The following is an 18019-nucleotide window of genomic DNA, read 5'->3' on the forward strand; positions in this document are numbered from 1 at the left end:
TTCATGATAGACTGAGAACGATAATCATTATCATAAAACTGGAAGTCTATCCTGAGTCATCCCTGCGACTCCATCACTGTTTTTAGTTAACATCATTTTCCATGAACCTCACCCTTCATAACACCCTGACAGGCCGGAAAGAGCCTTTTATCTCTATTCATCCCGGACGAGTGGTGATGTATTGCTGTGGTGTGACGGTATATGACCATTGCCACTTGGGGCATGCTCGTTCGTACATGGTTTGGGATGTGCTGCGACGCTATTTGCAGTGGTGTGGATACACCGTGCGCTATGTGCAGAACTTTACAGATATTGACGACAAGATTCTCAATCGTGCCAGTGTGGAAGGGATAACGATGCAGGAGGTGAGCGATCGCAACATTGCCGCCTATTTTCAAGATATTCGCCGACTCAACATTCTCGATGCCGATGACTATCCCCGTGTGACAGAGCATATCCCTGCCATTCATCAATTGATCCAGGCGCTAGAACAGAAAGGATACGCCTATGCAGTCGATGGCGATGTGTACTACAGCGTGCGGCAGTTTGCGGAGTATGGCAAGCTCTCTGGACGGAATCTGGATCAACTGCAGGCGGGGGCAGGGGGACGAGTTGCCGCTGATGCTCCAGACCAGAAGAAACGTGATCCGTTTGATTTTGCCCTATGGAAATCGGCAAAACCGGGTGAACCCGCCTGGGAGTCACCCTGGGGCCTGGGACGACCAGGATGGCATATTGAATGTTCGGCCATGATCCGGGCGCGATTGGGTGAAACCATTGATATTCACGGTGGTGGTGGCGATCTGGTGTTTCCCCACCATGAAAACGAGATTGCTCAATCGGAAGCGCTGACGGGACAACCGCTGGCTCGCTACTGGCTGCACAATGGCATGGTGACGGTGAATGGTGAAAAAATGTCGAAATCCCTGGGCAATTTCACTACGATCCGTGACCTGCTGGATGGGTTGTGGGCAGAATACCCACAACCGGTAGACCCAATGGCGGTGCGACTGTTTGTGCTGCAGGGGCACTATCGGAAACCGTTGGATTTTACGAAAGATGCGATCGCAGCTGCAGTCAACGGTTGGCAAACGCTAAAAGCCGGACTTCTCTTTGGCAACCACCATGGAGCCGCATTGTCATGGCCAGTTGCCAGCCTCCAGGCTTCTCCTCAGGAACCCAACTCACAGGAACCCAACTCAGAAGACCCATGGGTCGAACGGTTTCAAACCGCCATGGACGATGATCTGAATACATCGGGTGCTCTGGCAGTGCTATTTGAGCTGGCCAAAGGGCTACAGCGAGAGGGGAACCGTCTGATGCACGAAGGGCAGACCCAATCCAGTCCAGAGATTCTCTGGCGGCAGTGGCAAACGTTGTTGCACCTGGCCCAGGTGTTGGGGTTAGAGGCCAAAGCCGACAGTGATACTGATGCGACAACGGGTAAATTGGATGAGGTTGCAATCTCTGACCTGATCCAGCAGCGTCAAACGGCCCGACAACAGAGAGACTTTATAACGGCAGATGATATTCGTGATCAGCTAGCGGCAGTGGGAGTTACGGTGGTTGATCAACCCGATGGAGCCGTCCGTTGGCATCAGCAGTAAATCAACGATAGCGCCAACAGCCTCATTATTAGATTATCAATTCGGGTTTCCACGACGACAGTTCAACTGCAAAGTCCTGGGCCAATCTCTGTAGCTGTTCAAGATCGTCTTGCAATTGATGTTCCCAGGAACGGGACACCTCCCAGAACAATCGCCGTTAACACCAGCCATCATTTAGATTTCACATTTAGAATTTCCATAATTTTGACTCACTTGAGAATAATAATCATTCTCAAGTGAGCTATCATCACCTGTATTGCGTCAAGTTGTTTTTGGGGGGTAGAACCAATGAGTTATCCGAAGTCGAGTGTGTTATCCCTGCTGGTGGGGATGATTGTGCTGACGGGTTGCAACTCCCCGTCAACGGATTCTGTCAGTGAAGGGAATGAAGCCCAGACTGCAACGACTCCAGTCAGCAGTGAATCTCTGGAGCTGTTGGACATTACGGTTAGTATTTTGCCCCAGGAATACTTTGTTGAAAAAATCGGAGGCGATCGGGTTGAGGTGAACGTAATGGTGCAACCGGGGGAATCACCGGCAACCTACGAACCCAAGCCCCAACAGTTGAAGGACTTGAGTGAAGCGGAAGCTTACGTCAGGATTGGCGTTCCTTTTGAAAACGCCTGGATGAACAAGATTCAGTCTGCTAATGCCCAGATGCTGGTGATTGATTCTGCCCAGGGAATTGAACGATTGGAAATGGCTGCCCATCATCATCACGACGAGGATCATGCCGAGGAAGCAGCGGACCATGACCATGAAGAAGAGCATGAGCACGAGGAAAAACATGAGCACGCTGAGGGAACTCTAGATCCCCATATCTGGTTGTCGCCGCAACGAGTCAAGATTCAAGCCCAAAATATCTATCAGGGATTAGTAACGATCGATCCCGAAAATGAGGCAACCTATCAAGCCAATCTGACCCAGTTCTTAGGCGAAATTGATCAGTTAGATCAACAAATTAAACAAAACTTAGTCGGGGTTGAGAATCGTGAGTTTATCGTTTTTCATCCGGCCTGGGGATACTTTGCCCAGGATTATGACCTGGAACAGGTGCCTATTGAAATAGGTGGTCAGGAACCTAGTGCAGCGGAACTGGGGGAACTTATACAACAGGCAAAAACAGAAAACATTCAAGTGATTTTTGCCCAGCCAGAATTCAGTACCAAAAGTGCAGAAACGATCGCTAACGAAATTGCTGGAGAAGTCCTGTTCATTACTCCCCTGGCCTCCAACTGGTCAGATAACCTGTTGCAAGTTTCCCAAACCTTTGCCGACGTGCTGAACCAGAACGGGGGCGGAAATTAAATGACCGAGGTCATTACCCTGCATCAAGTCTGGGCGGGCTATGGGACAACTCCGGTATTAGAAGACATTAACCTGGTGGTGAAGGAACGAGATTTTATCGGTTTAATTGGCCCCAATGGCGGGGGAAAAACAACGTTGTTGAAGGTTTTGTTAGGGCTGATTTCACCCAATAGCGGAGACGTCAAAATCATGGGTCGCCCGGTGTCTCAGGGTCGAAAATACCTGGGCTATGTGCCCCAATTCCTGGAATTTGATCGGGAGTTTCCCATTCGGGTGAAGGATGTAGTTCGCATGGGACGCTCAGGTAAACGCCCTTTGCTGAGACGGTATAACCGCAAAGATGAGAGTATGGTCACTCGCAGCTTGGAGCAGGTGGGAATGCTGGCATTACGCGATCGCCCCATCGGTCAGCTATCCGGTGGAGAGCGGCAGCGGGTTTACATTGCGCGGGCTCTGGCTTCTGAACCCCATATTTTACTTTTGGATGAACCCACAGCTAACGTGGATAGTAAAATCCAGAAAAGTATTTATGACTTACTGGCGGATCTCAATCAATTTCTGACCATTTTGATGATTTCCCACAACTTAAGTGCTGTGTCCACCTACGTTAAGACGGTGGGGTGCCTTAACCATCGCCTTTTTTACCACAATGACAAGTTAATTACGTCGGAAATGCTTGAGCAAACCTATCAATGCCCCGTGGATCTGATTGCCCACGGTGTTCCTCACCGTGTTTTTTCTCACCACCATAATGATTGAAACCATTGGACAAGCTTTGCAATTTGACTTTATGCGTCATGCTCTCCTGGCTGGGGTACTGGTGAGCATTGCCTGCGGCATTATTGGTACTTTTGTAGTGGTCAATCGCATTGTTTTTATCAGTGGGGGCATTGCCCACGCTGCTTATGGGGGTATTGGATTAGCCTATTTCTTTGGCGTTAATCCAGTGTTAGGAGCGATTGCCTTTGCCCTGGCTGCGGCCCTGGGCATGGGCTGGGTGGAGCGCAAGACCCAACAACGGGCCGATACAATTATTGGGGTAATGTGGGCCATCGGTATGGCAGTGGGCATTATTGCCATTGATTTAACCCAGGGCTACAAAGCGGATTTAATGAGCTATCTCTTTGGCAGTATCCTCACAGTTCCCCGCCAGGAGTTAATCATTATGCTCATCCTTAACCTGATGATTGGCGCGATGGTTTTTCTCTTTTATAAAGAATTGTTGGCCATTTCCTTTGATCCTGTTTTTGCCATCACCCGCAACATTCCGGTGGATGCCCTTTACCTCACGCTGGTGGCAGCGATCGCCCTGACAGTCGTGATGGTGATGCAGGTGGTGGGGTTAATTATGGTGATTGCCCTGTTAACCATTCCCGCAGCGATCGCTGGCCAATTTGTCCAGGACATCAAGCAGATGATGTTTCTGGCCAGTTTACTGGGGATGGCGTTTACGACGACAGGGCTGTGGCTCTCCTATTTTTTCAACCTCACCTCCGGCGCAACGATTATTCTTGTTGCTGGAGCCGCCTATTTGCTCAGTTTGCTCCTGAAACAGGGCATTAGAGGCCAAAGCCGACAGTGACGTGGCAACGGGTGGATTGGATGATGGTGCGATCGCAGACTTTATCCAGCAGTGCCAAACGGCCCAACAACAGCGAGACTTTATAACAGCAGATGATATTCGCGATCAGCTAGTGGCAGCGGGGGTTACGGTGGTTGATCAGCCCGATGGAGCCGTCCGTTGGCATCGGCAGTAAATCAGCGCGATAGGAGTGATGGTTTAAGTGAATCTGGTCTCTGACTTGGTTTGGTAGCTTTCGTGGTTGTGATTCTGTAGGTATTGGACACAAAAAGAATGTGTTTATTTTGACCTGTAATTAAAAAAAATACTGATAAAACTCGGCAGCTATACTGAAACTTGTAATATATTCACCTAACTTGAGCGTACTATGTGGACAACTTGCAGCCTATCCATCTGATTTGGCGAGATATACTACGAAGAATCAGTCTAAATAAGAGTTAGAAGCCTATCTTAGTAAGGGTGTATGTTTTGGATATTAATCTAAGAAATATTACCAAAGACAATTGGGTCGATATGATCGACTTAGAAATTACAGAAAAGCAGGAGGGTTTTGTTGCGCTCCCATCGGAGGCTATTGCAGCGTCAAAGTTCTATGAATACTATGTGAATCGAGGTATCTACTTGGGAGATGAGCCTGTCGGTTTTCTTCAATATTATCCGAACTATAGAGATGGGAAATCAAACGAAATATTTATAGATCAACTATTGATCGATGTAAGTCAACAAAGAAAAGGTTATGGGACAAAAGCAATTGACTTAGCGATTCAGGAGATAAAATCATTGAACGGCATTACTTCTATTTCGATATGTTACGTTGAAGGTCATGACGTAATGAAACACTTTTTTGAGCGATTTGGTTTCGAAGTGGTTAATCAAGAAGAGTTCGAAGAGACAATTATGGAGTTGAATTTTTCCTGACAAAAAGCTGCACACGGACACATGCAGCTCCGCCCGTTTTTGTTTGGGTCGCTGCGCTCGATTATCACACAAAAACTTCTCCACAGCATGTGCCGGTGAGCTTGGCGTTAGGCTGCCAAGACTTAAGGGCATGGACAGGATGACTAACAAACAATCGCCAAGTTTTGTGGTTGCTATAAGTGGACCCTCTGGATCAGGAAAAACTTCTCTGGTTCAAAAAGTAACCAGTTTGCTAGAGGATGCTGTATCTTTCTATTTCGACGACTACGCTTCCGTATCGCAATACCCCTCGAACTTCTCTGAGTGGATTAGAGAGGGAGCCGATCCTAATCAATGGGAAACCCCACAACTCCTTAAAGACTTGCAGATGTTACGGCATGGGGAATCCATTTCTCTCCCCGATAACAAAGGAATGATCAAGGCGGCCAGCTTCATTGTTATTGAGGAGCCATTTGGTAGAGAACGAGCCGAGATGAATGGACTTATTGATTTTGTAGCATGTATCGACCTTCCGCTAGAAGTTGCCTTAGCACGTCGGCTGCTTCGAGATGTTGAATGGTGTCTCATTAAAAGAAATCCAGAATATCTGGCAGCCTATCTTAAAGAATATCTAACGGGGTATCTTAATGGTGCTACCCGAGAAATGTATCTTCAAGTAAACGCAAGGGTCTTGAAGAATTGCGATTTGGTTCTAAATGGAGTCAGCTCTGTGGATGAACTGGCAGATGAGATAGTCACTGCGATAAAAACAAAGTTGGGGGCAGTCTAACTGCAATCGGAGGTAGCCTAACAACCCCGTTGCACACCGATCGTATTGAGTCTTTTCGCTGAGTGCGAAAAGTTTTTGCGACGAGTGAACGGGAACATTAATTCTCTCCAAAAGTTGCTGAGGCTGTCACCAATCAGCTTCTAGGAAGTAAGCTACCTGTCAGAAAAAGTTGTTCCTTCCACACATAATTCGAGACCTTGCAGCACATCTCTAGATCGTGCTCAATCTGATCGGCTTGCGGTAGTAGCTTGTACTCATACGTCAGGTTGAGCATCTAATCTGCCCTAACAGATTGAACAGGCTCGGAAATTTCTTTTCAAGCTAAAATAGAACCGATTATATATTGATCCCTCCGGAACATCAGTATGGTACAAACGACAGAGCACTGCCATATTGTCAGAAATGACCAAATACTGAGCAATGAGCCCATTATTAAAGGTACTCGTACACCTGTTAGAGCAATTGTAGAAATGTGGCGTATTGGAGTTTCACCTGAGGAAATCCCCCAAAGACTGCCACACCTTGGTTTATCCCAGGTTTTTGATGCACTCAGCTACTACCTGGATCATCAAGCAGAAATCAACGAATACATTGAGCGAAATCGTATTCCTGATCAGCTGATTGATTCACGAGTACGGAATCTATGAGTGATATTTTTATTCACATTTATTTGGACGAAGACTTTGAATAGGTAACTCTAAAAATGTCATTTAGTGATTTCAAAACTGTTGCAGATGTGCAGAAGAAGTATGACATCAAATATGATGAACATGACTTTCTTACGGTGACGGAGATATCACCCTCTGAAGCTTTTCTAAGCGATTTTCGATTTAGCAAAGAGAATATTGATATTTTCACATCGGAGGCATCGCGTAGCGAGCTGATTATATCCCCGTTACTGCGCGAGCTGTATAAAAAACACAGTCAAGACTATTCTTTCTGGATTCAAAAGAGTATCTCCTATGATTCCACACTTTCAGGGACGCCAGATTACATCTTTTCAAAGCGCTCAAACCTCGGAAAAACAGTCCTAGAAACGCCGATTGTAGTCGTCGTAGAAGCCAAGAAAAACGACTTTGAGCATGGATGGGGACAATGTTTAGCCGAGTTAGTAGCCTCCCAGAAAATAAACGAGGATGCCACATTTACGGTCTATGGCATCGTCACCGATGGTAACCTTTGGCAGTTTGGTCGATTGGTGCTAGACACATTCACCAGAAGCACCGGTAACTACACTATTGATAATTTAGCCAGGCTATTTGGTGCCTTGGAAGCAGTAGCACAGCTGATTGAGGAAGCTAAACGGTAATAGGTCTGCATCATCGAGCATACCAACAAGTCAATTAGCCCAGAAAGCTCCACATTCAATATGCCAGCCTTTACAATTAAACATAAATCTTTCCCTCGCCAGCGACAATGTCATATCCATCTACACCCTCAGCAGAGGCTTCTGCTGAGCCCTGCGTAACCACCTTCGACGAGTTTGTGCAATTAGCAGACTATTCCCTGATGGATACCTTAAATGCCGATCCTGATGCCACGGTCGATGGGGATGATCACCGTGCCCGCCAGGTTTTTTCAGGTCATTTTGTACCTGTGGCACCCATGCCGCTTGCAGAACCCGAATATGTAGCCCACAGCAGCACCTTTTTTAAAGAACTTGGGTTGAGCGATCAGCTGGCGCTGGATGAAAAATTTCGGCAATTATTTTCTGGTGATCTCTCTGTCGCCCATGGGCCGATGCGTCATGTGGGTTGGGCGACAGGGTATGCACTGTCGATTTATGGCACCGAATATATCCAAAATTGTCCATTCGGTACGGGTAATGGTTATGGTGATGGTCGAGCAATATCTATATTTGAAGGAATCATCAATGGCCAGCGTTGGGAAATGCAATTGAAAGGGGGTGGCCCAACACCTTATTGCCGTGGTGCCGACGGGCGCGCAGTACTACGGTCAAGTGTGCGTGAGTTTCTAGCGCAAGAATACATGCACGCGTTAGGTGTGCCCACATCGCGCTCCTTGGCCCTGTATGTTTCTAAATCTGAGACCGTTACCCGGCCTTGGTATTCCCAAGACTCTTGCTCGCTTGAGCCTGATGTTTTGGTGGACAATCCGGTAGCCATTTCAACTCGCGTTGCACCATCTTTTTTGCGCGTTGGTCAGCTGGAGTTATTTGCTCGTCGCGATCGCAGCAATGCCCATCCAAAAGCATCAGAAGAGTTGCGCATGGTAGTGTCCCATTTAATTGAGCGAGAATACAAAAGCGATATTAATCAAACTCTTGGTTTTGCAGATCAATTAGTTGAGTTAGCTAAGCTATTTCGCCAGCGTCTGACGTCACTGGTGACCCATTGGCTACGTGTTGGTTATTGCCAGGGTAATTTTAATAGTGATAACTGCGCCGCTGGTGGCTTTACCCTCGACTATGGCCCCTTTGGGTTTTGCGAAATTTTTGACCCTTGGTTTCAACCTTGGACTGGTGGCGGCGAACACTTTGCATTCATCAATCAGCCGAACGCAGCAGAAGCGAATTATTACATGTTTTGGAAAACTGTGAGACCGTTACTGGCGGGCGATGCTGACGCGTTAGAACAGTTCGACCAAGTAGGCCGTGGCTTTGCAGAAGCCATGCAACAACAACTCCAAACAATGTGGGCGGCCAAACTTGGCTTAACTGAATTTAACCCAGAGCTGTTTCAGACATTAATGCAGCTAATGACCCACTCAGATGTGGATTACACCATTTTCTTCCGCGAGTTATCCCACATACCAGACGATATCTCAGCCTTGAAAAAGAGCTTCTATGGCAAAACGTCACAACAATTTGAGGAACAATGGCAAGCTTGGCTAAAAAGCTGGCGCGGTCTCATTAACGAGGGCAATTTGGCTGAGATATCCACAAAGATGAAACAGACTAACCCAAAATATACATGGCGAGAGTGGTTGGTTGTCCCTGCCTATCAACAAGCCATGCAGGGTGACTACACGTTAGTTAAAGAGTTGCAAGCAGTATTTAGTTATCCCTATGATGAGCAATCACAAGAGGTAGAAGATAAATACTATCGTCTAAGACCTAGCGCGTTTTCTGACGTTGGTGGCGTGTCGCACTATAGTTGTTCATCTTGATGACGCGCGGGCTGTCGATCAGCGCATGAGCGTCATATCGTACTTGCAGAGTCGCGGATGCTCCAGCGTCTTAGGGATCTGCCAATAAATAGAATACCCGTTTGAAATTGTGTTGTAGGATTTCCTCCCCTTACGAAGGGGAGGTGCCGTAGGCGGAGGGGGTTCGACCAACAGCGCTAGTATCGAAAACCCCTCCCTGACGGTTCCCCTTACGAAGGGGAACCAATTGTCACCAAGCCTCTCAACAGGTAGATTATTTTCCCGCGCATCCCTTATCTATTTATCAACAATCGCAATCCACTTAATGTGACGAGCACTGTGGAGCCTTCATGGCCTAGCACACCAAACGGCAGCGTGATATTGCCTGCAAAATTCAGGATTAACAAAATCACGACAAAACTCAGGGCAAAGACAATATTTTGCTTCACGATGCTCTGGGCGCGACGACCTAAATGAATCGCATGTTCTAACCGCTCTAGGCGATCGCCCATCAACACAATATCAGCGGTTTCCAGCGCCACATCGCTACCCGCCGCCCCCATGGCAATACCAACGGTGGCCTGGGCCAGGGCTGGGGCATCATTGATGCCATCTCCAACCATGGCAACGCTCTGATACTGCTGCTGAAGTTTACGAATCACCTCGACTTTATCTTCGGGTAACAGTTCTGCGTAAACCTGATCCACACCAACCTGCTTTGCGATGCTGCTGGCGGTGCGGGGATTGTCCCCCGTCAGCATGACCACATGCTCTATACCCAACTGTTTGAGGCGGGCCACAGCCTGGGCAGCGGCAGGTCGAACGATATCAGCTACGGCAATCAGTCCCAACAGTTCTCCTGCCTGGGCAACCCAGACCACTGTTTTACCCTCTGATTCCCACTGCTGGCTTTGTTCCAGCCAATGGGGAGAAATGGTCTTTACCTGTGTGCGAACAAAGGCCGCTTTACCGACTACGGCTCTTTGACCCTCCAGATTGGCGGTGAGGCCCTGTCCAGCCTGGGCCTGAGCGTTGGTGGCTGTTGCCCAGATGAGGTTTTGCTGGCGGGCTGCCTGAACAATGGCGTCCCCAATGGGATGTTCCGACAGACTCTCCAGCGCGGCTGCTACCTGTAGGAGTTGGGTTGAGGTGGGCTGAGCCGCTACCATGTTCACAACCTGCAGATGGCCTGTGGTTAGAGTGCCGGTTTTATCAAATGCGATCGCACGCACACGTCCAATCTGCTCTAACTGTGCCCCGTTCTTGAACAGAATGCCTCGACGGGCTCCGTTGGCAATGCCCGATAGCAATGTGGGCATAATCGAGGCCATCAGGGCACAGGGGGAGGCTACCACCAGAAAAATCAGCGCTCGATAAATCGTTTCTTCCCAGGTCCATCCCAGCAGGAAAGGGGGTAGTATGCCTAGTAGTATTCCGGTAATAACAATCACTTTGGCGTAGCCCCGCTCAAACCGCTCGATAAATTGCTGAGAGGGAGGTGCTTCTGTCTGGGCCTGCTGCACCAGCCGGATTACCCGCTGAATTAAGCTGCTTTCCGGCGGTTGATGCAGCTTGATCCGCAGTACCCCATGGCCATTCAGCGTACCCGCAAAGACTTCATCCCCAATGGTTTTCTCTACGGGCACAGATTCTCCCGTAATCGAAGCCTGGTTGAGGATACTCGCGCCGTCTACCACTACACCATCGGTGGGCACCAGCTCTCCCGGCTTGACCAAAATGAGATCGCCCACCTTAAGACGGGCAATGGGGACAGTGCGCTCCTGCCCGTGGTTCAGAAGTCGGGCGGTATCTGTTGTTAAGCTCATCAGCCCCTGGATACTGCGCTCGGTGTGCTGCATGGCGTAGCCTTCTAGAGCCCCACTAATGGCAAAGATCAAGATCAGGACGCCTCCATCGACGATCAGGTAGTATTCCTGCTGCCATAGCCCCAAACTGGCAGCGCCCAGCGCCGCCACGATCATCAGCAAATCAACATCCAGCTCTTTCTCTTGTAACAGAGTTGTAATACCGTCACGGGCGCTGTCCAAACCGCCAATAACGTAAGCTGCCGTCAGGATCAAAAGGCCTCCTCCCACCCAGCCAAAATTGAGGGACTGCCAGCCCAGCAATACCAGGATGGCGCAGGCGATCGCAGCGACGGCCTCGGGATGGTGCTTGAATACATCCTTAAATAAAGCCGAGAGACGGGGTGATGCAAGGGCTCTGGCAGCCATAATCTGATCTGTCCAATAAAAACTATCCGCCAGCATAAACCTTGACATTAGTGTCAATGTCAAGGTTGCTGTAAACTCAATGAATGAAGACAGACCATCTGACGATTAAAGAACTGACGGATGCCGTGGGGGGTGGCGTCACCCCGCGCATGGTGCGGCACTACCATACCCTTGGCTTACTGCCTCAGCCCCAGCGGTCTGAAGGTAACTACCGGCTGTATACCCAGCAGGATGTGCAACGATTGCGGCGGGTAATGGCACTGAAGCAGCAGGGGTTTCAGTTGTCTCACATTCGCCAGCTTTTAGACAGCCACCCTGAAGCCACCCTGGATACTACATTGATCATCCAGCTACAGCAGCAATACCATACGGTCATACAACAGATGACCCAGCTCCGCCAAACAGCAGCTGCACTAGAAGGTCTGTTGGGGCGCGATCGCAACTGTCAGATCGCCCAGGCAGAAGCGCTATCGCAGCTGAAGCAATTAGATGTCGATGTCCAAGCCGGATTGGGGCAACTGGATCAGATCTGGAGTCATTTCGATACCGAAGTCACCACACATCCGGAGCAATTTCAGGAGTCGTTGAAGCTGTTACTGCCCGATTTATCTCACTACTCTGAAATTACGGTTCACCTGTTGCATCAATTGGTGTTGGCCTGCGGCGATGTCAGCCTTATCAGTTTTGTGCGCTTCGGTCACGAGGCTGTCGCCGCTGCCCGTACTGCCCTCAAAGCAGGCTGTTCTGTTGTCGTGGATGTCCCCGCTGTTGCTACCACCCTGGATCAGACACGGCTAGCCCATCTAGGAAATCCCGTGACAACGCTGATTGATGACCCCCACATCGCCGGAGCCGCTGATGCCGAGCAAGCATTTTGGCGAGATAATCTCTGGCAGCAACGGCTGCAGGAAGCCCCGGCAGGCTGTGTGCTGATGGTGGGGTATGCCCCTTCGGTCTTGCTGGCTGCCTGCCAGTGGATTGACCAGGGAAAACTTCAACCTGCTCTTGTGATTGGTATGCCCATTGGCTTTAGTCATGCTCCTGCAGCCAAGCGCCAGTTGATGTCGCTGCCAGTGCCCTACATCACCATTCAAGGCAGTTTGGGAGGTGGTCTTTTGGCGGCAGTTACCCTGAATGCACTAGTGGAAACCCTCATAGAAAAACCTGATTGCCACTGCTACCTCACCCGTCCTTAGATATGCAGATTGCAGTAATCCATTCAGTTGTTAGACTTTGTAAGCGCTATACCCGTGGAAAAAGATGTGGATGTGATTGCTATTCGTCTTAAGCCTGGAGAGGATCTCAAACAATCTTTGTTGAGATACTGTATCGACCAAAAAATAGATGCCGCTTATATGCTGAGTTGTGTGGGTAGTTTACGCAAAGCAGCGCTCCGATTTGCCAATCAACCAGAAGGAACAGTTTTTGAACAACCGCTAGAGATAGTGTCGCTAGAAGGTACACTCTCCCAGCATGGTGTTCACTTGCATATTGTCGTATCAGATAGTGAAGGCCAGGTCATCGGTGGTCATTTGATGGATGGCTCGAACATTTATACGACAGCAGAGATAATCTTGGGGATTGTGCCTAACGCTATCTTTAAGCGGGAGATTGATCCACTCACCGGATACAGAGAGCTAACAATTACTAGCTAGAAATCGGAAAGGAGTAAGTGCGATCCTCATCATATCTACCGCCGGTCCGTTGGCAACGTGATTTTGAAGCGGCGGATGATATTCGCGACTGGCTGACTGCAATGGGGATTACGTTGGTTGATCAACCAGATGGAAAAGTTCGCTGGCATCGGTAGTAAATCAGCACGATAGGAGTAATGCTTTAAGTGAATCTGGTCTCTGACTTGGTCCAGTAGCTTTCTCGGTTGAGTGCCCATAGGTGGTAGGCACAGAACAAATGTGTTTATCTTGACCTGCAATCAGAAAACCTTACTGAGAAAACTCGACAGCTATACTGAAAATTACAATATGTTCATCCAATATGAGCGTACTATATGGACAAACTTCAGTGTATCCAACCAATTTGGCGAGATATACTGGGAATAATCAACATATCCACCCTGTTTCGGGCAGATGGATTGAAACTATCAGTTTAATAAGAGTTATACTGCCTCATACTCTGGTTGAGGCAGTTGATCAACCCAGTCTGTATGATTCGGGGCTCTAAAAGCGTTGAATTGCAGTAATCACATTACAAGAATTACGGTTTGCCAAATAAGTTAAGATTGAGTTTCTGTTTCCCTCGGTAGCGATGGCATTTGATTATGCAGTTTTAGGTAAAAAGCTAAAGGATGCGAGAGAAAGCCTTTTAATTACTCCGCAAGAGTCTGCATCGCGTCTTCAGATAGATTTGCAGGAGTATTTAGATATTGAAACAGGAAGAAACAGAATTACTGGTGATCAGCTAGTATTATTAGCCGTTATGTACCGTCGTGATTTTAGATATTTTGTCACAGGTGATTATCCATCAGCAGAGTCGGAAGTTCAAGAAATGTTTCGGCAAAATGCTGCACTCTCCAAAAGCGACCGCATAGCTATTCAGGAATTTATTCGACTTTGTGAGTATGAAGATTTACTAGAGCGAGAAATATTTCAGCATCAGCCTAAGAAAATTCCCGATTATGGACAGCACCCATTTAGTCATAGGTATTTTAAGAGGCAAGGTGAAGAAGCTAGTACTTTTGAAAGAGAACGCTTGCAACTATTAAAAGGACCCATAGAAAATATATTTGAGTTAATTCGAAATCAAGGTATTCATATTTTCAAGCGTCAACTAGAAGATAAAAATATCTCTGGCTTGTACATTAATCATCCGATTGCTGGCCACTGTATTCTTATCAATTACCTCGATGATTTGTATCGACAGAATTTTTCTGCTGCTCATGAATACTGCCATGCTCTATTTGACTCATCCCAGGGACAGGAAGTTACATATCTAAAGTCTTCAAATAACAGATCTGAGCTTGAGTGGAGAGCTAATAGTTTTGCTGGTAACTTTTTGGTTCCGAAACAAAAAATCGAATCAGATTATTCACCTGTAGATACTTATGATGCTTGGATCGGTCTTATTCGTCAGATTGCTGACCGCTTTCGAGTTAGTTCTCAGGTAATAATTATACGTTTATCCGAACTTAAATGGATTGATGGAAATTTACAGAAGCGATTGTTCAAAGAGAGGCGTTTGGTTATTAAACATAACGAAAAATTCGATCCAGAGACTCCACCAACGTTATCTTCAGGCATGCGAGAAAAATCAACACAGATTATACGTCAGGGTTTATCTTGGCATTTCATTGATCTTTGTACAGAAGCATATAGGAGAGGGGAAATTACTTATCATAAGCTTTTAGATATGATGTTGCTGCCCTTAGAAGATGGTTATCAACTTCTGCATGAACTTCTAACTTTTTTGGAGGTGAATAGTTAGTGAAGGAGGTAGTAGCCATTGATACTTGTGCGATTATTCATTTTATGTATATTGATCGCTTTCACCTTCTTAGGTTGCTTGGGTATTCCGTGATTACTACGGTGTACGTACAATTAGAATTTGAGCAAGGGCATGCGAACAGCCAAGCTTATTACAAAAAATTAATCAGTTCTAGTGAGATTGAAAGATTTCCCCTAGAGATAGAAGATTTAGTTGAGATGTCAAAAGTCCCTCAGTCAAAACGTGCAAGCGATGCAGAACTGTCCTGTTTTGTTGTTGCTAAACGCATTGGCGGCAAAGTAATGACAGATGACAAAAAAGCCATCAACTATATTCAGCGACATATTCAAATGCCTACAGGTAGTATTACTCAGTTAGTAGAGATTATTATAGAAGCCTATTTGGAGAACCACTTAGGAGATCATGAGCTTAGACCAATTCAGAAAACCCTAGCAAATAATAATTTCATTATTAAGACTGACCTGGCTAACGAGGCGGCAAGAAGGAGATGGATGATGGGATATATCGCATAAGCCGCTTTAGTCGCTACGACAGTATAACAATTGGAGTTCAGCGGATTGAAGGCATTTGCTATTGCTAAGTTTGATTTTCTTGCAATCGCTGACTGCAACCGTTATACAAGAGAAGGCGATACCATATAAATTATTATCTCAAGCTGCCCTGGTTGTAGATGGAAAGGCCTGACCTACGAAATCCTAAGCGTGCTGCGACTCCCAGTATTCGAGGATACTGCTTTCAGTTTTTATGCACTTTTGAAAGATGGCTTTCTCTTAAAGAGGGTGAACTTATCTGGTGTGAAGGCAATGAGGATATTGATCTGATGATTGCCCATAACGCTCTTGTTGAGGAGCAGGTTAAGGACTTAGCAAAGAGAATTACAGATGCATCAAATGCACTCACTTCCACCGTACTTAACTTTGCCCAAGGATTTCAACATAATCATCATCATGGATATGACAGTTATTTTATATTTCGGACTACAGCTGAGCTTGGAAACTTAAAGAATCAGAAATTAGAGAACTGGCTGAGTGGGGAAGCTTTAACACCGGAAGACGTTAGTGAGCTAATAACCTTAATTCAATCATTTGCCTCTTCACAAGAGAATATATCAGCAAGTGAAGCATTAGCTTATATCTGTACTAATAATCTTGAGAAGGAGTTTCTTGAATCATGCTCTTGGGCCTTTTCTGAGATGAGCTATGAAGAAATGAAGCTAGAGCTCATCAAATATGTAAAAGATGATAGTCGATGTCTTAACCTTGATCCAGAACTCGTAGTAGGAGTTGCGACCCTAAAGATCGCTGAAGTTTCATCACAAAATAATCTTATAGATCGCTGTTTATCGCGCTATGATTTCGACTGCTTAGTCAATGATCTTTATCTGAGCAAAGTTGCTACTGAGTACAATCAGCGAGGAACTGTTGGAGAGAGAGTTGCTGCAGTTATAAGTAGAGATGAATTAACTGCAGCAGTAGTAATGAGATTCAATTGTATTGATGAGGTCCGACACCTTATTCAAGAAAAGATTGAACAAGTATTGAATCACCCACGATATTCTGATGATCGTAATCTAAATAACGTCTTTCGTTCAGAGTTTTTTCTAGATTCTCTGAGTAAGCTTGATTTTGATGTGTATATTGCCTATGGATCTGTTCCTTCAGCACGTAGGCAGCAAGTAAAAGAAAGATGGTTGGCAAGACGCACGCTTAAAATGTCAAGTTTTAGAGACCATAACTGCACTCGAATAGTTGTATACGAATCATTGAAAAAAATCTTATATCCTGTAACAGTTCCAGAAGATATTATATCTCCTTCAAATGACGATGACTTACTGATGCTTGCACATATAATCTCTGAATGGGTTTTGGAGTTAGTGGGCGAGTTTAATTCTTCACATGAGTTGTTCAGTATTCACCAAAAAATTAGATGTGTTTGTAAGTGGGATATGCACCAGTTTGCTACACAAGAAGATTCTATTGAGAAGTGGTTTGAATTTTCTTCATAACTATCAACAATGATTCCTTAGCAACTATGTCAGCAAGTTTCGAGCGCCATTGATTGTAGAGTTCTGGATCTACACGACCATAAGAGGTAATCTTACCCAAAAGGTGTTTATTGGCATACCAATCTAGATCTTCTGGAGTAGGATCTCGTTTGTAGATATTAATATAATGTTGCTCCAATGAGTATCGGTCTCCGACATGCAATGCCCTGTCAATTAAGCGTCGCTCTCGACGAGGCACTTTAGGTCGTTGCCCATCTACATTAAGTCCTGTGACATATTGACCATTTCCAGAGGTGGTGAGTTTGAAGCTGCCTTCCTTCAAAGTAAAATTGTGCAACTTTAGAGAAGCCTGTATTTCAGTTTTGGACGGACACTTGTCACCAGAAAAAGCAAGATCATCTACGTATCTTGAATATTTTACATTTGGGAAAGTACTCAAAAGCGTATTATCTAAAGAATACGCAACAAGGTTTGCTATCGCCGGACTGGCTCTTCCCCCTTGGACCAGGCTATCGTTGAGTGTACAGAGCCTTGCCAACATAAGTGCGACATGGAATGATGTTCCCAGGCTTTCGAAGAGGGCCTGAACTTTTCTTGTTGTAATTGAACCAAAAAAATCACGAATATCAGCAGTGACAAGTTCTGCTTGCCCACAGTGCATAGATGCATTTGTTACGATATTGTATTGCTCTCTGAAACCTTGTACGGTAGGAGGTAGGTTCTGTATATGTGGGGCTAGGCCAAGTGAAATAGATCGATGAAGCCTTCTCAGGTCATTGTGAACCTTATAAACGATTCTTGGTTTGCCTGAACCTCTTCGGCGTTTTATACGAATAGGCTCATAGTACTTTTCTGGGCTATGCAACACATCTTGTACTAATTCAGGCGAACACTGTAGGTAGAGAAGTGCCTGATCAACCTTCTTTAGTTTATCAAATTGCAGCCACGTTAATTTAGGTGAATTCGATACCATTTCATTATATGGCTCAATAGAGACCCGCTTGGAACGAAACACATAGCTTCATG

The 18019-nt window shown here is 46.3% G+C and carries 18 protein-coding genes; 16 read left to right on the forward strand and 2 right to left on the reverse strand.

What is annotated here, in order from left to right; genetic code table 11:
• Positions 1-101 precede the first annotated feature (101 nt).
• The 10 genes from cysS to U2F10_RS00755 all read left to right on the forward strand — a co-directional run bounded on the left by cysS (position 102) and on the right by U2F10_RS00755 (position 9313).
• Positions 102-1607: a cysteine--tRNA ligase gene (gene cysS / locus U2F10_RS00710; protein ID WP_499870176.1), complete on the forward strand. Its 1506-nt coding sequence runs from the start codon at positions 102-104 to the stop codon at positions 1605-1607.
• Between the two features lie 288 nt (positions 1608-1895).
• Positions 1896-2915 carry a metal ABC transporter solute-binding protein, Zn/Mn family gene (locus U2F10_RS00715; protein ID WP_163664528.1) on the forward strand — a complete coding sequence of 340 codons (1020 nt, stop codon included), beginning with the start codon at positions 1896-1898 and terminating at the stop codon, positions 2913-2915.
• Positions 2916-3674 carry a metal ABC transporter ATP-binding protein gene (locus U2F10_RS00720; RefSeq protein WP_163664526.1) on the forward strand — a complete coding sequence of 253 codons (759 nt, stop codon included), beginning with the start codon at positions 2916-2918 and terminating at the stop codon, positions 3672-3674. It begins immediately after the preceding gene.
• Positions 3667-4497, forward strand: coding sequence for a metal ABC transporter permease (locus tag U2F10_RS00725; protein WP_163698152.1), 831 nt, complete (start codon positions 3667-3669; stop codon positions 4495-4497). Before U2F10_RS00720 ends, U2F10_RS00725 begins: the two co-directional genes overlap by 8 nt.
• Position 4498: 1 nt before the next feature.
• Positions 4499-4672, forward strand: coding sequence for a hypothetical protein (locus U2F10_RS00730; protein ID WP_499870179.1), 174 nt, complete (start codon positions 4499-4501; stop codon positions 4670-4672).
• 293 nt (positions 4673-4965) lie between these two features.
• Entirely contained in the window at positions 4966-5415 is a 450-nt protein-coding gene (locus U2F10_RS00735; protein ID WP_163665216.1) for a GNAT family N-acetyltransferase, read from the forward strand.
• Positions 5416-5554: 139 nt separating this feature from the next.
• Complete coding sequence (locus tag U2F10_RS00740; RefSeq protein ID WP_163665218.1) at positions 5555-6184, forward strand: P-loop NTPase fold protein; 630 nt, start codon at positions 5555-5557, stop codon at positions 6182-6184.
• A 365-nt stretch (positions 6185-6549) separates the two neighbouring features.
• A complete protein-coding gene (locus U2F10_RS00745) occupies positions 6550-6831 on the forward strand; it encodes a DUF433 domain-containing protein (RefSeq protein ID WP_163665220.1) in 282 nt (93 codons plus the stop codon).
• Positions 6832-6887: 56 nt separating this feature from the next.
• Positions 6888-7493, forward strand: a complete 606-nt coding sequence (locus U2F10_RS00750) for a hypothetical protein (protein ID WP_163665222.1) — start codon at positions 6888-6890, stop codon at positions 7491-7493.
• Positions 7494-7600: 107 nt separating this feature from the next.
• A complete protein-coding gene (locus tag U2F10_RS00755; protein ID WP_499870181.1) occupies positions 7601-9313 on the forward strand; it encodes a protein adenylyltransferase SelO in 1713 nt (570 codons plus the stop codon).
• A gap of 272 nt (positions 9314-9585) precedes the next feature.
• Here the strand turns inward: U2F10_RS00755 and U2F10_RS00760 are convergent, their stop codons facing one another.
• Positions 9586-11526: a heavy metal translocating P-type ATPase gene (locus tag U2F10_RS00760; RefSeq protein ID WP_499870402.1), complete on the reverse strand. Its 1941-nt coding sequence runs from the start codon at positions 11524-11526 to the stop codon at positions 9586-9588.
• Between the two features lie 83 nt (positions 11527-11609).
• Here U2F10_RS00760 and U2F10_RS00765 point away from each other — a divergent pair, with 83 nt between their 5' ends.
• The 6 genes from U2F10_RS00765 (at position 11610) to U2F10_RS00790 (ending at position 16993) form a co-directional block, all read left to right on the forward strand.
• Positions 11610-12722, forward strand: coding sequence for a precorrin-8X methylmutase (locus tag U2F10_RS00765; protein WP_499870182.1), 1113 nt, complete (start codon positions 11610-11612; stop codon positions 12720-12722).
• 54 nt (positions 12723-12776) lie between these two features.
• Entirely contained in the window at positions 12777-13181 is a 405-nt protein-coding gene (locus tag U2F10_RS00770; RefSeq protein WP_499870184.1) for a PPC domain-containing DNA-binding protein, read from the forward strand.
• 17 nt (positions 13182-13198) lie between these two features.
• Positions 13199-13336 (forward strand): hypothetical protein, encoded by a 138-nt coding sequence (locus U2F10_RS00775; protein WP_499870186.1) that lies wholly within the window; start codon positions 13199-13201, stop codon positions 13334-13336.
• Between the two features lie 455 nt (positions 13337-13791).
• A complete protein-coding gene (locus U2F10_RS00780) occupies positions 13792-14967 on the forward strand; it encodes a helix-turn-helix domain-containing protein (protein WP_499870187.1) in 1176 nt (391 codons plus the stop codon).
• Positions 14967-15500 carry a PIN domain-containing protein gene (locus tag U2F10_RS00785; protein ID WP_499870189.1) on the forward strand — a complete coding sequence of 178 codons (534 nt, stop codon included), beginning with the start codon at positions 14967-14969 and terminating at the stop codon, positions 15498-15500. Before U2F10_RS00780 ends, U2F10_RS00785 begins: the two co-directional genes overlap by 1 nt.
• A 158-nt stretch (positions 15501-15658) precedes the next feature.
• Positions 15659-16993 (forward strand): hypothetical protein, encoded by a 1335-nt coding sequence (locus U2F10_RS00790; RefSeq protein ID WP_499870191.1) that lies wholly within the window; start codon positions 15659-15661, stop codon positions 16991-16993.
• Here U2F10_RS00790 and U2F10_RS00795 read toward each other — a convergent pair.
• Positions 16962-18008, reverse strand: coding sequence for a reverse transcriptase family protein (locus tag U2F10_RS00795; protein ID WP_499870193.1), 1047 nt, complete (start codon positions 18006-18008; stop codon positions 16962-16964). The genes U2F10_RS00790 and U2F10_RS00795 overlap by 32 nt on opposite strands.
• Positions 18009-18019 lie beyond the last annotated feature (11 nt).

It is taken from the genome of Leptothoe sp. EHU-05/26/07-4, from assembly GCF_043421015.1.
GTDB classification, from domain to species: Bacteria; Cyanobacteriota; Cyanobacteriia; order Phormidesmidales; family Phormidesmidaceae; genus Leptothoe; species Leptothoe turfae.

Bases quoted from the DNA above. Each gene is read 5' to 3' on its own strand.
- U2F10_RS00745 (WP_163665220.1), top strand. From the start codon at position 6,550: ATGGTACAAACGACAGAGCACTGCCATATTGTCAGAAATGACCAAATA.
- U2F10_RS00760 (WP_499870402.1), bottom strand. From the start codon at position 11,526: ATGGCTGCCAGAGCCCTTGCATCACCCCGTCTCTCGGCTTTATTTAAG.
- cysS (WP_499870176.1), top strand. From the start codon at position 102: ATGAACCTCACCCTTCATAACACCCTGACAGGCCGGAAAGAGCCTTTT.
- U2F10_RS00715 (WP_163664528.1), top strand. From the start codon at position 1,896: ATGAGTTATCCGAAGTCGAGTGTGTTATCCCTGCTGGTGGGGATGATT.
- U2F10_RS00765 (WP_499870182.1), top strand. From the start codon at position 11,610: ATGAAGACAGACCATCTGACGATTAAAGAACTGACGGATGCCGTGGGG.
- U2F10_RS00725 (WP_163698152.1), top strand. From the start codon at position 3,667: ATGATTGAAACCATTGGACAAGCTTTGCAATTTGACTTTATGCGTCAT.
- U2F10_RS00755 (WP_499870181.1), top strand. From the start codon at position 7,601: ATGTCATATCCATCTACACCCTCAGCAGAGGCTTCTGCTGAGCCCTGC.
- U2F10_RS00750 (WP_163665222.1), top strand. From the start codon at position 6,888: ATGTCATTTAGTGATTTCAAAACTGTTGCAGATGTGCAGAAGAAGTAT.
- U2F10_RS00740 (WP_163665218.1), top strand. From the start codon at position 5,555: ATGACTAACAAACAATCGCCAAGTTTTGTGGTTGCTATAAGTGGACCC.
- U2F10_RS00780 (WP_499870187.1), top strand. From the start codon at position 13,792: ATGGCATTTGATTATGCAGTTTTAGGTAAAAAGCTAAAGGATGCGAGA.
- U2F10_RS00790 (WP_499870191.1), top strand. From the start codon at position 15,659: ATGGAAAGGCCTGACCTACGAAATCCTAAGCGTGCTGCGACTCCCAGT.
- U2F10_RS00720 (WP_163664526.1), top strand. From the start codon at position 2,916: ATGACCGAGGTCATTACCCTGCATCAAGTCTGGGCGGGCTATGGGACA.